Source organism: Flavobacterium sp. SH_e (assembly GCF_025717045.1).
GTDB lineage: Bacteria > Bacteroidota > Bacteroidia > Flavobacteriales > Flavobacteriaceae > Flavobacterium.
On the sequence record NZ_JAOVZN010000008.1, the window covers coordinates 613,637 to 629,161 of the forward strand.

Below are 15,525 nucleotides of genomic sequence, written 5' to 3' on the forward strand. Positions count from 1 at the left end.
ATTCTATAACTCAAAAAGGCTGTCCTATTAAGACAGCCTCTTTGTTTGAATTAATTTCAACCCCAAGAAAATATTTATTTTTTTTTCGAATAAAGCTTTTAAAACTAAATTCTAAACTCTATTTAAAATTAGAAATTCCTTCTTTTAGCCACTGTAAATATTCTTCAGTACTTACATAACTAATGGTTGGCTTTGTATTGTTCAAATTATTGCCTTCTAAATCGGTAATCACATACAAAGGCTGTGTATTAGTTTTATATTTAGAAATCATAAAATCAGTCCATTTATCGCCAGCTGTGATAATTTTGTCTCCTGCCGCTGTAGTAAATTGCTCTTCTTTAGGCAATTCACGTTTATCATCAACGTAAAGAGAAATTAAAACAACATCGTTTTTTAGAATAGGCAATACCGAAGGATCAGACCAAACATTGTTTTCCATTTTTCTACAGTTTACACAAGCATAACCTGTAAAATCCAACATGATTGGCTTATTGATTTCTTTTGCATAAGCTAAACCATCTTCGTAATCATGGAAAACCATAATTCCATGCGGACCTAATTCTGCGCCTTCCGGAAGTCCTTTTATAGATTCTGAAGAAACAACTCCATTTCCTGATCCTCCTACTCCAAATGGACTTTCACTATATTGCGGTGGCGGCGGGAATGCACTTATTAATTTTAAAGGTGCTCCCCATAAACCAGGAATTAAATACATGGTAAACACAAAAGTCAATAATCCTAAATATAATCTTCCAACAGAAATATGATTCGTTGGACTATCGTGAGGCAATGTAATTTTTCCAAATAAATATAATGTCATTGCTCCGAAAATCGCGATCCAAATTGCAATGAATACTTCTCTTTCTAAGAAATGCAATTGTAAAACTAAATCGGCATTTGATAAAAATTTGAATGCTAAAGCCAGTTCTAAAAATCCTAGAACTACTTTTACCGTATTTAACCAACCTCCAGATTTTGGCAACGAATTTAACCAACCTGGGAACATAGCAAATAACATAAACGGAAGTGCTAATGCAGATGAAAATCCTAACATTCCAACAACTGGAGCAATTCCTCCGTTAGAAGCTGCTTCAACTAATAAAGTTCCAACAATTGGCCCTGTACAAGAGAATGAAACAATCGCCAAAGCCAAAGCCATAAATAAGATGCCTATTATACCGCCTTTATCTGCCTGCTGATCAGCTTTGTTTGCCCATGAATTTGGCAGCATAATTTCAAAAGCTCCCAAAAATGATGTTGCAAAAATGACTAAAATCACAAAGAAAATCAGATTAAACCAAACATCTGTAGATAAAGCATTTAAAGCATCTGCGCCAAATATTTTAGTTACAATTAATCCTAGAATTACATAAATAGCAATAATTGAAAGTCCATAGAAAATTGCATTTCTAATTCCTTTTGCACGGCTTTTACTTTGTTTTGTAAAGAAACTTACCGTCATAGGAATCATTGGAAAAACGCAAGGCGTCAATAACGCTGCAAATCCTGATAAAAAGGCAATAAAAAAGATTGACCATAAACTTCTTGCAGGCGCTGGAGCAGGAATTTCTTCTTTAGCTACTTCAGTTATTTTTTCTGCTTTTGGCTGTACTGCTTCTTCTTTTTTAACCGTGTCAACAGCTAATCCAACTACTTTTGTTTCATCAACTTTGGCTTCTGCTACAACTGGAACTTCTTCCATTTTAAAAGTTGACGGAACAGCAATTGAGAATTTCTTATTCGAATTGATACAAACTTCTTTACAAACCTGAAAATCAAAATCTACATCAACCGTTTTCAAGTTTGGATTGATAATTTTAATCTCTTGCTCAATGTGCGCTTTTCCTTCAAAGAAAGTTTCATCTACACCAAAAACATCATTAAAAGCTGTTCTTGTTTTACCTTCTTTGGCTTTTCCAACCAATTCGAAATTTCCTTTTTGGTTTTTAAATGTAATTTCTAGCGCTAAAGGTCCGCCTTCTGGCGTAAACTGTGAATACATATGCCAGTCTTTTTCGATTACTGCATCAAAAATTAATACGGCATTATTCCCTTTTTTTTCAATTTTAGAAGTCCATTTTACAGGTTCTAAAATTTGAGCGTTAACTTTCGCAAAAGCGAAGAAAAATAACAAAAGTAAAATAGTTTTAGTCCAAACGTTTTTTAACAAATTGGTCTGAAGATTTTGAGTAAAGTTCATTATTGCAATTCTATTTTAAGTATTTTATTTGTGGCTTTTTTTATTCTAAAACGTTCGTCTTGTCTCATCCCGACTACCCAGATTATTTGGTCATCAGAGCATAAAATCCAAGTTTTTTCCTTTTCTATTAATGATAATTTTTCGTCCTTAAAAAGCTTGCTGACTTTTTTAGATTTACCATTCATTCCAAAAGGTTGAAAAACATCGCCTTCTTTCCATTTACGTAAAGTCAGCGGAAAACGGATTTTATCAGCATCGACAAATATAACTCTATTTGAATCGAATGTTGTGTGACCAACGTTACAAAGACTCATTTTTAAGGGAAAATTAACTTCTGTATCGTTTTCATTGATTTGATATTCGCCGTTTTCTTGCTTTTCAGAAAGCGGACTCAAAATAAGCGTTTCTCTATTTTTTAATAAACGAAATTCCTCTGCATAAACCTGTTTCCCAGATTGTCCTTCGACTAAATCATAAATATCATTCCAAGCAGAAAAACCAAATTCTTTCAGCCATTGATACAAATACGATCTATAATTTGGAAGTTTTTTTAGCTGATTTAAATCGAAATGAATATCATCGCCTTCTTCTTTTGCTACTTGCTGATAAACGATAATCGACGCATCTTCAACCATTTCTTTTGATTCTTGAAGAAAGGATTGCGTTTTCTGAAAAGCATCTAAAAAATTAGGATTGATTTCTTTTAAAACAGGAACCAAATTATGGCGAATCTTATTTCTGAGATATTTTGTCGAAGCATTACTGCTATCTTCTCTCCATTCTATTTTATTTTCTTCTGCATATTTCAAGATTTCTTCTCTCGAAAAAGGCAAAAGCGGACGAATAATTTTATCGTTTTGTTCTGGAATTCCAGTCAAACCTTCCAAACCGGTTCCACGAGTTAAATTGATAATAAAGGTTTCGAGATTATCGTCGGCATGATGTGCGGTAAGAATGTAATCGAAGTTTTTTTCTTCTAAAAGTTCGTAAAACCAACTGTAACGAAGTTCTCTTGCTGCAACTTGAGTTGATAATTTATAGTCTTTGGCGAAAGCTTCTGTATCAAAATGTGTCGTAAAAATTGGGATATTATTTTGATCGCAATACTTCTGAATAAATTCTTGATCACCAAAACTTTCCAGTCCGCGGAGTTGAAAATTACAATGCAAAACTGCAATTTCATACGGCAATTGATTCAATAAATGAAGCAAAACCATGCTATCCAATCCTCCACTTACAGCCAGAAAAAGCTTCTTCTCTGCTAAAAAAGGAAACCTTGAAACGATATGATTTTGAAATTTTGAAAACATCTGATAAAAGTAAAAAATTAAATTTAATCTATTTTTAAACGAAATGTTAAGCGCTGTTTTTTTCTGCCACGAATTACACGTATTTCACAAATTTTTCTTTTCTAAATTCTATAAAAAAATAGCCACAGATTAAAAGGATTAAAAAATCTCTAAATCTTTTTAATCTGTGGCAAAAAAAATAATTAGCGGAAATCGTGCTATTCGTCCCAACATTTTTTACTGCAAAACTTCATGCATTGCCTTGGCTTTCAGCAAACATTCTTCATATTCTTTTTCAGGAATTGACAACGCTGTTATGGCACTTCCAACTGAAAAAGAAACATATTTATTTTCTTGATTGTATAAAATACTTCTGATTACAACATTGAAATCAAAATCGCCTTCGGGTGTAAAATAACCAATTGCACCACTATACAATCCTCTTTTTGTTTCTTCTAGATTTTCTATAATTTTCATTACCGAAATTTTCGGAGCGCCTGTCATACTTCCCATCGGAAATGTTGTTTTTAAAACATCTACTGCCGAATATTGCGGATCTAATTTTGAAGTAATTGTAGAAATCATCTGATGCACTTGGAGAAATGAATAAATTCCGCAGAGTTCTTCAACTACTACAGAACCTTTTTGCGCGGTGTGCGATAAATCATTTCGAACCAAATCGGTAATCATAATATTTTCAGCTCTTTCTTTGACATCTGAAGCTAAGATGTTTTTTGATTTTTCATCTTCAACAGGATCAGAAAAACGTTTTGAAGTTCCTTTAATTGGTTGTGAAATAATCTTATCTCCAACTTTTGTCAAATATCTTTCTGGCGAAGCGGAAAGCAAATATTGTTTGTAATTTTTGAAGAAAACCGAAAAAGGTGCTTGCGAAATTTCATTAAGCTTCTGAAATTTTTCCAGCGGATTTACGACGGCATTTTCAGCATAAAATTCCATACAGAAATTTCCTTCGTACATATCTCCAACATGAATATGTTCGAGTATTTTATTTACTTTTTGAACATATAAATCTTTAGGAATACGTTGCTGCACTTCGACTCCGCTCAGTGTGGTAAATGTTTCGGTCTCAACTTTTAAAATTTCTTCAAAATCCTCTTCAACCTCATCATCGCAAAGCATTAGATACTGGATTTCGAGTTGATTCCCTTTTAAAATAAAAATCTTTTTAGGCTGAAAGAAAAACAAATCAGGAAAACTCAATCCGTCAAAATTATTGGATTGAAGATTTTCAATATCATTTTTCAAATCATAAGAAAGATATCCAAAAAGCCAGTCTTTTGTGTTTTGCTGGTATTGTTTTAAATCTTCAAAAGCATTGTAATAATCTGTTTTTAAAGAAGTAAAAGCATCTGTTGCCAATATGCAGTCAAAATTAGAATACTGTTGCGGATAAGAATTGCTGTCTAAAAAAACGACTTCGCGAAATTGCTGTGCCCAACTTAAAAGCTGTTCTTTAAACAGTTTTGGATTTGCAATATTTTTATGAATGGAAACTCTCAAAAAGGGTAAATTTTAAACATCAAAATTACGACAAAAATCTTTGATTAACAGAAGCCAGAAAAAATATTGATAGGATTGAAATCTTAACGTAAAACTGTTAAAAAGACATCTATTTAATAAGAAAAAAATCGTTATATTTGATATACAGTTAGATTAATCCCAAAATCGGATGAGTTTGATTGTAAGATCCTTAAAAAAGAACCTCAAAAAAAACAATTTGTGATTCTAATTTGAGCTTTAGATTGCATCTTTTCCAATAACTTATTTATATTTTTTAACCCTAAAAAATCCTAAGTATTATGAAAATTGCCACAATTATTGTCCGCGTTTTAATTGGTCTTTTGTTACTTTTTGCCTCTCTGAGCTATTTCTTCAATTTAATGCCGCCTGAGCCAATAACAAATGACAATTTTAAAGCTTTTAACATGGGTTTAATTGCTTCTACTTATTTATTTCCGTTGGCAAAATCAATAGAATTAATTTGTGGACTAGCATTTGTAACTGGGCGCTATGTAACTTTAGCCAACATTTTGATCTTACCAATCACGGTAAATATTCTGTTCATTAACTACTTTATGTCCCCAGAAAAACTTCCAATTGCCGCATTGCTATTTCTGGCTAATTTATTCTTGATTTACAGATACTGGGATAACTACAAAAGTGTTTTTACCGCATAAATACATTTTTATGTAAAAATAAAAAGCCCGTCAGAATAAATCTGACGGCTTTTTATTTTAATTTAGCTTATCATGTTTTACCCAAACCAAATCGGTTACATTATATCCAATTTCTTGAGCTTTGATAAGAAAATCTACTTTAACACTTTCTGGAATTGTTTTTTCTCTAGAAAGTATCCACATATATTTTAAACTTTCTCCAGCCACAAGTGCGTATTTATAATCTGGATCGATTGCTACGACATTGTAACCAGAATAAAAAGGACCAAAAAATGAGACTTTCAGCATACCAATATTGTCTTTTTTGACAAATCTAGCTTTCCCGACACTTTGTTCCCATTTGTCTTTTTTGACATTATAGCCCTTATTATCTACTTTTATTGTATTGTCTTCGTTCAAAGAATATTCGGCTGTTACATTGTTCAAATCTCTTTCCCATTTGTAATCTAATCTGGCAATTTCATACCATTTTCCGAGATATCTTTTGCTGTCAAAGTTTGTAACAGCTTGTGCGTTTTTAGGAATTCCGCCTCCGCATGAGTACAGTGCGATTCCAATTCCTGCTCCAATCAAAACTGGAACTATATATTTACTTTTCATAATACTATCTTTTTAATTATCATAAAGATAGCACGTGAAATCTACATCTAATTTACAAAATTATTTTTGAATATTATATTATATAAAGCTTAAAAATATTGCATAAAAAAACCGCCAGATTACTCCAGCGGTTTTACAATATTTTTGAACGCAAATTATACGTGTAAAGCTCTATTTTCAGTAGCTGCCAATGCTGCTTCTTTTACCGCTTCCGCAAAAGTTGGGTGTGCATGGCTCATTCTTGAAATATCTTCAGCAGAAGCTTTAAATTCCATTGCAGTAACCGCTTCAGCAATTAAATCTGCTGTACGAGCACCAATCATGTGAACTCCTAATACCTCATCTGTTTTTTCGTCAGCAAGAATTTTTACGAATCCGTCTAAGTCAGCACTTGCTCTTGCACGTCCTAAAGCTTTGAATGGGAAACTTCCAGATTTGTATTTAACTCCAGCTGCTTTCAATTGCTCTTCTGTTTGTCCAACTGCAGCAACTTCTGGCCAAGTATACACTACACCAGGAATTAAGTTATAATCGATATGTGGTTTTTGACCTGCTAAAATTTCAGCAACCATTACTCCTTCTTCCTCTGCTTTGTGCGCCAACATTGCTCCACGAACAACGTCACCAATTGCATAGATATTTGGAACACTAGTTTGTAAATGATCGTTTACTTCAACTTGTCCTCTGTCTGAAATTTTAACTCCAGCTTTGTCAGCGTTTAATCCGTCTGTGTAAGGACGACGACCAACAGAAACTAATGAATAATCTCCTTCAAGAGTAATTGTTTCTCCTTTTGCATTTTCAGCTTGAACTACAACAGCATCACCGTTTCTTTCAACTGATTTTACTTTATGAGAAACATAGAATTTCATTCCTTGTTTTTTTAATACTTTAGTCAATTCTTTAGAAAGAGAACCGTCCATTCCTGGAATGATTCTGTCCATGAATTCAACTACAGAAACCTGAGCTCCTAAACGAAGGTAAACTTGTCCAAGCTCGATTCCGATAACTCCACCACCAATAATTACTAAATGTTTTGGAACTTCTTTTAAAGCTAAAGCTTCAGTAGAAGTAATGATTCTCTCTTTATCGATTTTGATAAATGGTAAAGAAGATGGTTTTGAACCTGTAGCAATTACAGTATATTTTGCTTCGATAGTTTCAGAAGTTCCGTCAGCTTTTGTAACAGCAATGTGAGTTGCATCTACGAAAGAACCTAAACCATTGAAAACAGTGATTTTATTTTTTTCCATTAAGTAGTTAATACCACCTACAGTTTGATCTACAACAGCTTGTTTGCGCGCGATCATTTTCTCTAAATTGATTTTTACATCACCAGAAACTTCGATTCCGTGATCTGCAAAATGAGCGATTTCTGAATAATGGTGAGAAGAAGATAATAATGCTTTTGAAGGAATACAACCTACGTTAAGGCAAGTTCCGCCTAATGAATTATATTTTTCTACAATTGCAGTTTTGAAACCTAATTGTGCGCAACGAATTGCTGATACATATCCTCCAGGACCTGAACCTATAATGACTACGTCAAATGAACTCATAGTATTTTGTTTTTATTTTAGCGGTTACAAAATTAAGCAATAAAGTTCTGTTTGAAGTTTAATTTTCAATGTTTTTTGCGTGAAATTTTGGATTGGAGTTTTACCGCAAAGAGCGCTAAGAACTACGCAAAGGTTCGCAAAGTTTTTGTTTTTTTTAATCTGACAAAGACTCACAGTTTGTCATTTCGACTGAAAGGAGAAATCGCACTAGTATGTCGACAAAGATTGAAAATATACTTTACGGATTTTCGTGTGCGATTTCTCCTTTCAGTCGAAATGACATAATGGGCGCTAGACGCACTGCTGTGCGTATCTACAGAAAAACCTTTGTCGCTTTGAACCTCTGAACCTTTGAACCTTTCTAAAACGAAATCACCGTTGAATTCTTCACTTCACTAATCATAAACATACTTTGTGTACTACCTATATGCTGTAAAGACGTGAGCTTAGTCACTAAAAATTCTCTATAAGCTTCCATATCTTTTACTAAAACTTTTAAAATATAATCATAATCGCCGCTTACGTGATGGCATTCTAAAACTTCGTTGAGTTTGACAACTTCACTTTCAAATTTGGTTAAGAACTCTTTAGTGTGCTGAATGAGTTTTAAATGACAAAAAACCACAAATCCCTTTTCGATTTTAGATTTATCGACTAAAGCCGCGTAGTTTTTTATTATGCCCTCGCGCTCTAATTTTTTGATTCGCTCATAAACTGCTGTTACTGAAAGATTGAGTTTTAAAGACAATTCCTTATTCGTCTTTTTGCTATCGGTTTGAAGTAAAACTAGGAGTTTTTTATCTATTTCGTCCAAAGTCATTTTTAGTTGATTGTTTTTGGTTGATTGTTGATGGTTATTGAAAAGAAAGAAAATCTACTGAATTGCAATTTTAAAATCAAATTTAGATTAAAAATCATCATAAAAACAAATTTATAGTTTTAAAATCTAAAAAATAAAAATATCATTGATTAATTATCTAATCCATTCTTTCTTTGACAGGAATTTCTTTTGAAAAACTTGAAACTTGAAACAAAAAAATAACTATAAATGAAAGATTTTAATCCAGCAGATAAAATTCAGGATTTGCAATATTTTGGGGAATTTGGCGGTGTGAATCCGTCGATTTCTGATTCTTCGACTTATACTTTTTTATCGGCGAAAACCATGTTTGATACTTTTGAAGGCAATATGGAAGGCTGTTATTTGTATTCGCGTCATTCTTCGCCAAGTAATTTGTATTTGGATAAGGCTTTGGCAGCAATGGAAGGAACAGAAACAGCAAACGTTTCGGCTTCGGGAATGGGAGCGATTACGCCTACTCTATTACAGCTTTGCGGTGCGGGCGACCATATCGTTTCAAGCCGAACTATTTATGGCGGAACTTATGCTTTTTTGAAGAATTTTACGCCTCGTTTCGGAATTGAAACTAGCTTTGTTGACATTACAAAATTAGATGTTGTAGAAGCCGCGATTACTTCTAAAACGAAAGTTTTGTACTGCGAAACAGTTAGTAATCCGTTATTGGAAGTGGCTGATATTCGCGGTTTGGCAAAAATTGCTAAAAAACACAATTTGAAGCTAGTTGTAGACAATACATTTTCGCCATTATCTGTTTCTCCTGCAAAATTGGGTGCAGATATTGTAATTCATAGTTTGACGAAATACATTAACGGAAGCAGCGATACAGTTGGCGGTGTGACTTGTGCATCGAAGGAATTTATAAATTCGTTAAAGAATGTAAATTCTGGTGCAAGTATGCTTTTAGGTCCAACAATGGATAGTTTACGTTCTGCAAGTGTGATGAAAAACTTGAGAACACTTCATATTAGAATTAAACAGCACAGTCATAATGCACATTTTCTGGCTGATCAATTTGAAAAAGATGGCTTAAAAACGGTTTATCCTGGATTGAAAAGTCACCCGAGTCATGAATTGTACAAAACAATGATTAATCCCGAATATGGTTTTGGCGGAATGCTGACAATTGATGTTGGTTCTTTGGAAAAAGCCAATGAATTAATGGAATTAATGCAAGAACGAAATCTAGGTTATCTCGCAGTAAGTTTAGGTTTTTACAAAACTTTATTCAGCGCGCCAGGAACTTCAACTTCAAGCGAGATTCCGTTAGAAGAACAAAAAGAGATGGGATTAACTGATGGTTTGATTCGTTTTTCTATTGGATTGGACAATGATATCCAACGTACTTACGAAATGATGAAAGCTTGTATGAAAGAGCTTGGAGTATTACAAAAGCAAAACATTTCTCTATAAATAAATTTGCACGATTTTTTATTAGTTTGTTTAAATCCGCTGGAGATCTTTTCTCTAAGCGGATTTTTTTATTTACTAAAAAACACTCATTTACAAGAATTTAAAATATAAAAATATCAATTTCGCATTAAAAAATAACAAATTTTACGATTAATGTTTTTTAACTCATTATTTCTGATAAAGTTTTAAACACTAAAACGTTGTAGTAATTGAATTTCAAATTATTAGGTATTTTAAGTGTTAATAAAATATAATTTTGTCAGAAATTTAACCATTTAACCGACTAAACTAAAATTATGAAAAAAAACCTACTCTTGTTTTATGCGTTGTGCATTCCCTTTGCTTTTCTGCAAGCACAAGTGCATACTTCTTATTTATGGCATCTGCATCAACCGACTTATTGGGGAGATATAAGTAAGAAAAATCCAAATCGATACCAAATCGTAAAAGAGTCTCAAGACCTGAAAGTCTCGGGTGCCAATAATGACAAAAACGGTCTAGCTCACCCAACAAACAATCTTGAAGAAATTTTTGGAGCAGGCGATCGAGTTGCCGCTTATCAATTTGCACCAAAAAATGCCATTAATTCCATTCGTGATTTATCCAAAGCTGGAGCACAAATTACCTATGGTGGCTCTTTAATGGAAAACGTCAATGAATTGGCACAAGCAAATCAATGGGGATATTCGAATTCTTGGACACAGAATATCAAAGATGCAAAAGCTTGGAAAACTTCTGGCGGATTTTCTCGTATGGAGGTAGTTTCTTTTACAATGCATCATGCACTTTCTCCTTTATTGAGCGACGAGGCTTTGAAGAAAGAGATAAAAGCGCATCAATATTATAGCGCTCAATTATTTGGAAATCATGATTCTAAAGGATATTGGCCAGCAGAATGTGCTTTTTCTGAAAGAATTATAAAAACTTTGGCTGAATGTGGCATAGAATGGTCTGTAATTGCTAATAGCCATCTATCAAGAACTTTGGCAGATTATCCAATAAAATATGGCTCTGGCGGAAGTATGTGTGATCTTCCAAACAAAGCAGATCAGGTAGAAACTCTTGGAGGAACTTGGTTCTCTGCACAAAAAGATGCCCGTGGCGGACAGTTTGCAGTGCCTTACTCCTATCTTCCTTATAAGGCGAAATATGTTGATCCTGAAACTGCTCAGGAATATAAAATCACTGTAGTTCCAATGGCTGATTACGAAAGTTATGAAGATGGATATGCGGCAATAGGCACTTCATTAATTGCTCCAATTGTGGCAAAAGCTTCGACTTCGCCAAGACCACCATTGGTATTATTTGCTCATGATGGCGATAATGCTTGGGGCGGCGGATCGTCTTATTACAACGAATCGGTGACCGGCTTTTCTCATGCGTCATCTGCTAATGGAAATGTTGCAACTACAATTCCACAATATTTATACGATAATCCTGTTCCAGAATCGGCGGTTGTACACGTTGAAGACGGCGCATGGGTAAACGCAGATGGAGATTTTGGACATCCTCAATTTACCAATTGGCTTTGGCCTTTCTTTGATCCAGTTACCAAAAAATTTAATCCAAATGGCTGGACTGAAGATATGATGAATCAAGCGATAACAACTGCTGGAGAAAATCATGCAATTATGGCGGAGCAATTGGAAGGCAATAATCTTAGAATGAGCGAAATTGTAAATCCAACCAGTGCGGTAAGTCCTGCTGAAAAAGCTTGGCATTTTTTAATGGCTGGATATGATAGTGGAAATGCTTATTATGGATTAGCTGAAGATTTAGAAATAAAAACAACACTTGCTGTTAATAGATGCGTGCAATTTGCAAAACCTACTTTAGATGCTCATCCTGGAGTTGATGCAACAAAACCATCTGTTTTTATCCCGCAGCGCTGGCCTTATAATCCTGGTGAAAAAGGATATGGAGCGCCTTATGCCTACAAAGATTTCTTAAACTCTGCCGATTTTACCGTATATACTTTTGCTTATGATGTGAGCGGAATTGAAAGAGCGGAATTAAAATATAGAATTGACTTTGACGGAAAAAACAATCTGAATTCCAATCAAAATGAAACTTATGCTGGCGGAAGCGAAGTTGGAAGCTGGATAACGTTGCCTATGGCAGAAAGAGTTTTCCCGAAAGGAAATGTTACCAATAATCCGCAAGCTGATTTATACATGCTTCCAGATGTAATTGCAAATCAATATTCTGCTGAAATTGCAGGAATATCAGAAAAACTATTAGACTATTATGTGGAGGTGACTGACAAGAAAGGAAATACTACTAAATCTAAAATTCAGCACGTTTGGGTTGGAAAAAACTTAGATGTTGCACCAAAAATAGCTTTTACACCTGAGGCTGGAAATTCAACTACAGCTATAGATGTAACTATTACAGCAACAGACAGCACAGATCCTAAACCAAAATTATATTACACGATTGACGGTTCTACTCCAACGACAGCTTCACCAGTTGTGGAGTCAACAAAAACAATCAACATTGCGCAAACTACAACAATTAAAGCTTTTGCAGTAGATAAAGACGGTAATCAATCTGATATTGTAGCTAAAACTTATACAATTGGAACGCTTCCAGAATTTACAGTTTATTTCAAAAAACCATCGAACTGGAATTCTGCTGTAAAAATTTATTATTGGTCACCAACGGGCACTGCTCCTGCGGTAACTTATCCAGGAGTTGCAATGACTCAAGATTGTGGAGATTGGTATAAATATACTTTCCCATCCACAGTGAGCGCTTCAAATTTATTGTTTAATGATGGCTCACTTAAAACAGGTGATTTAAGTTCGACTGGTGGAATCAAATTTTATGATAACGGTTGGCTAAGTGCTGAACCTGCAAACAGATGTCCTTCTGTTGCTCCCGATTTTACATTCTCGCAAGCAGGTGGAAATTTCACTACTGGAACAACTTTAAATCTGACTTTAACAGCAAACGTAAGCACTTCTGTAATTTATTATACTCTTGATGGAACAGATCCTACTACAGCTTCTGCTTCTGCGTTGGGCTCAAAAGCAATTACAATAACTAGCACAACGACACTTAAAGCTTTTGTCAAGAATGTTGCGGGAGTTAGTTCTGCCATAAAAACAGAAACCTATACTTTTATTACTCCTGCTGCTTTCACGGTTTATTTTAAGAAACCATCTAATTGGAGTTCTTCAGTTAAAATTTATTATTGGTCACCAACGGGAACTGCTCCTGCAATAACTTATCCAGGAATTGCAATGACGCAAGATTGCGGAGATTGGTATAAATATACTTTTCCCTCAACAGTAAGTGCTTCGAATTTATTGTTTAACGATGGAAACCTAAAAACCGGAGATTTAAGCACTACAGCAGGAATTAAATATTATGATTCTGGCTGGCTGAGTGCAGAACCTGCAAACAGATGTCCTGTTATAGCTCCAGATTTTACCAATTCTAAACCTGGAGGAACATTTACAACTGGAACTACTGTCAATGTTGTTTTAACTGCAAACGAAACGTCTTCTACTCTATATTATACTTTAGACGGTACAACTCCTACTACAAGTTCTGCATCGGCAATTGGCAGTAAATCTTTTGCTTTTACCGCTAATACAACTTTAAAAGCTTTTGTTGTCAATACATCTGGAGTTTCATCAGCTGTAAAAACAGAAACTTACACTTTTACTGCTGTTCCAACACTTACAGTATATTTTAAACCTCCAACAACTTGGACTACTGCTCCAAAAGTATATTATTGGAATGCTGTTCCTTCAGGAAGTGCAACAAATGCAACTTGGCCTGGCGTAACAATGACAGCAGATACTAACGGTTTTTACAAATACACTATTACTGGGCCAACATCAATTAATATCATTTTCAATAATGGTTCTAGCGGTTCTGCAAATCAAACTGCCGATTTATTAAGTAAAACTGATGGCTACTCGTACACATGGGGAGCAAGTACGGCAAAAACGGCAATTAATGTAGAAACTAAAGAACAAGCAGAGGAAACCTATGCTGTTCGTTTATACCCTAATCCAGTAGATCAGACACTTCTCGTAAATTCTACTATTGCAATTAGCGAGTACACAATTATTTCTGCGCAAGGAAGTATTGTTCAGGAAGGAAAATCTAATACAAGCAGTATTGATGTAAGTCGTCTAAGCTCTGGATTATATTTTATTACCATCCGTTTAGAAAATGGCATAGAAACAATGCAAAAGATTGTAAAAAAATAAATCTATTAAATTATTATTTCAATTAAAAAAAGCCGTTCTGAATAACTCCAGAACGGCTTTTGTAATTTATCTCGGTTCAAAATGTCTAAACGACTGCCAGTATTTGTCTTTGTAAATTTCGTAGCTTATTTCAAAAACACCATCATATTTTTTAATCAATTCATCTGCTGCTTTGGTTGGTTTTCTAAAGTCTTTGCAAGCGAAAAAGATTTCTCTTTTATTATTTGCCGTTTCTCTTCCAATATTTAAAAATCCATCAGAATCTGGCAAAATTTGTATCATTTCCTCTTCTATTTCGTCTAGCAATTTATACGTTCTTTCATCTGGCAATCCACCGTTGCCACAATCTTCAAAAGGAATTCCAACAATAAAAATCCACGGATGCGACGCTTTTTTGTCCCACTCAATTAACGTTGTATTTATTAAAGCCAAAACTACCGAACCATCCTGCCCTTTTCCTTCAAAATTAGCATAGCCGTCATTCTCTGTATTATGTCTTGTACCTTCATATTTTTCAACAAATTCTTTTTCTCTCCAAATTAAATAATCTTTTAATTTTTCAATCGGAATTAATTCTTCTGAAATAGCATCTGGACCAATTACTTTCATATTATCAATTAAAGTAACCGAATGCAATTCGCCTAAATAATTATCTAAGAAAATATAAACTCCATTTGTTACCGCCGCTCTTTTTTCTTCTATAAAATCATCATAGACAATTATTAAATCTATTTCGTCTGGATAATCTTCATGAACATTTGGATAAAACTTTAAATTATCTTTATCGAATTTAAAGTTTTCATAATCGATACCAATATTTTGAACATCTGATGAAGGTTTTAGCGCAGTAATTTTCCAGCCATCAATTTGAGGCGCTGCATTTACTAATTCTTCAATAGCGTAAATATTTCTGATTGCACCGTCTGGCGTTAAGATTAATTCAACTGTATTGTCATCAAACATTCCAGTTAAGAAATAAATTCCGAAGTGAATCTCGTCTAGTTTTGGAGCTAATTTTTCAAAAAAACCTTGGTGAATATTTTCTCTGTTTTTAACGATTTTAAAAAACTCTTTTTCCTGCTTTAAAAACCAATTCCAGAAGTCATTATTAGATTGTATTGGAGCATCATTTTTGCCCAATATTTTATCAAGAAAACTCATTTATTACAAATTATATT

The 15,525-nt window shown here is 34.0% G+C and carries 10 protein-coding genes; 3 read left to right on the plus strand and 7 right to left on the minus strand.

The window, feature by feature from the left end:
* Positions 1-118 precede the first annotated feature (118 nt).
* The 3 genes from OD917_RS20800 to OD917_RS20810 all read right to left on the minus strand — a co-directional run bounded on the left by OD917_RS20800 (position 119) and on the right by OD917_RS20810 (position 5,013).
* On the minus strand, positions 119-2,200 hold the full coding sequence (locus OD917_RS20800; protein WP_263525309.1) for a protein-disulfide reductase DsbD family protein: 2,082 nt from the start codon (positions 2,198-2,200) through the stop codon (positions 119-121).
* Positions 2,200-3,510 carry a tRNA lysidine(34) synthetase TilS gene (gene tilS / locus OD917_RS20805; RefSeq protein WP_263525310.1) on the minus strand — a complete coding sequence of 437 codons (1,311 nt, stop codon included), beginning with the start codon at positions 3,508-3,510 and terminating at the stop codon, positions 2,200-2,202. The genes OD917_RS20800 and tilS overlap by 1 nt, the downstream gene beginning before the upstream one ends.
* A gap of 216 nt (positions 3,511-3,726) precedes the next feature.
* A complete protein-coding gene (locus OD917_RS20810; RefSeq protein ID WP_263525311.1) occupies positions 3,727-5,013 on the minus strand; it encodes an anthranilate synthase component I family protein in 1,287 nt (428 codons plus the stop codon).
* A gap of 299 nt (positions 5,014-5,312) precedes the next feature.
* Here OD917_RS20810 and OD917_RS20815 point away from each other — a divergent pair, with 299 nt between their 5' ends.
* Positions 5,313-5,690, plus strand: coding sequence for a DoxX family membrane protein (locus OD917_RS20815; RefSeq protein ID WP_111287728.1), 378 nt, complete (start codon positions 5,313-5,315; stop codon positions 5,688-5,690).
* A 57-nt stretch (positions 5,691-5,747) separates the two neighbouring features.
* On the opposite strand, the gene OD917_RS20820 is transcribed toward OD917_RS20815, so the two are convergent.
* From OD917_RS20820 to OD917_RS20830, 3 genes are all read right to left on the minus strand, one after another.
* The gene (locus tag OD917_RS20820; protein ID WP_263525312.1) at positions 5,748-6,290 is read right to left on the minus strand and encodes a lipocalin family protein; all 543 of its coding nucleotides are present in this window, start codon (positions 6,288-6,290) and stop codon (positions 5,748-5,750) included.
* Positions 6,291-6,445: 155 nt separating this feature from the next.
* Positions 6,446-7,849 (minus strand): dihydrolipoyl dehydrogenase, encoded by a 1,404-nt coding sequence (lpdA, locus tag OD917_RS20825; protein ID WP_263525313.1) that lies wholly within the window; start codon positions 7,847-7,849, stop codon positions 6,446-6,448.
* A 361-nt stretch (positions 7,850-8,210) separates the two neighbouring features.
* Positions 8,211-8,669 (minus strand): Lrp/AsnC family transcriptional regulator, encoded by a 459-nt coding sequence (locus tag OD917_RS20830; RefSeq protein ID WP_263525314.1) that lies wholly within the window; start codon positions 8,667-8,669, stop codon positions 8,211-8,213.
* 228 nt (positions 8,670-8,897) lie between these two features.
* Here OD917_RS20830 and OD917_RS20835 point away from each other — a divergent pair, with 228 nt between their 5' ends.
* Complete coding sequence (locus tag OD917_RS20835; RefSeq protein WP_263525315.1) at positions 8,898-10,121, plus strand: aminotransferase class I/II-fold pyridoxal phosphate-dependent enzyme; 1,224 nt, start codon at positions 8,898-8,900, stop codon at positions 10,119-10,121.
* A 296-nt stretch (positions 10,122-10,417) separates the two neighbouring features.
* A complete protein-coding gene (locus OD917_RS20840) occupies positions 10,418-14,347 on the plus strand; it encodes a starch-binding protein (RefSeq protein WP_263525316.1) in 3,930 nt (1,309 codons plus the stop codon).
* A gap of 66 nt (positions 14,348-14,413) precedes the next feature.
* On the opposite strand, the gene OD917_RS20845 is transcribed toward OD917_RS20840, so the two are convergent.
* Positions 14,414-15,508 (minus strand): DUF695 domain-containing protein, encoded by a 1,095-nt coding sequence (locus tag OD917_RS20845; RefSeq protein WP_263525317.1) that lies wholly within the window; start codon positions 15,506-15,508, stop codon positions 14,414-14,416.
* Between the last annotated feature and the right edge of the window lie 17 nt (positions 15,509-15,525).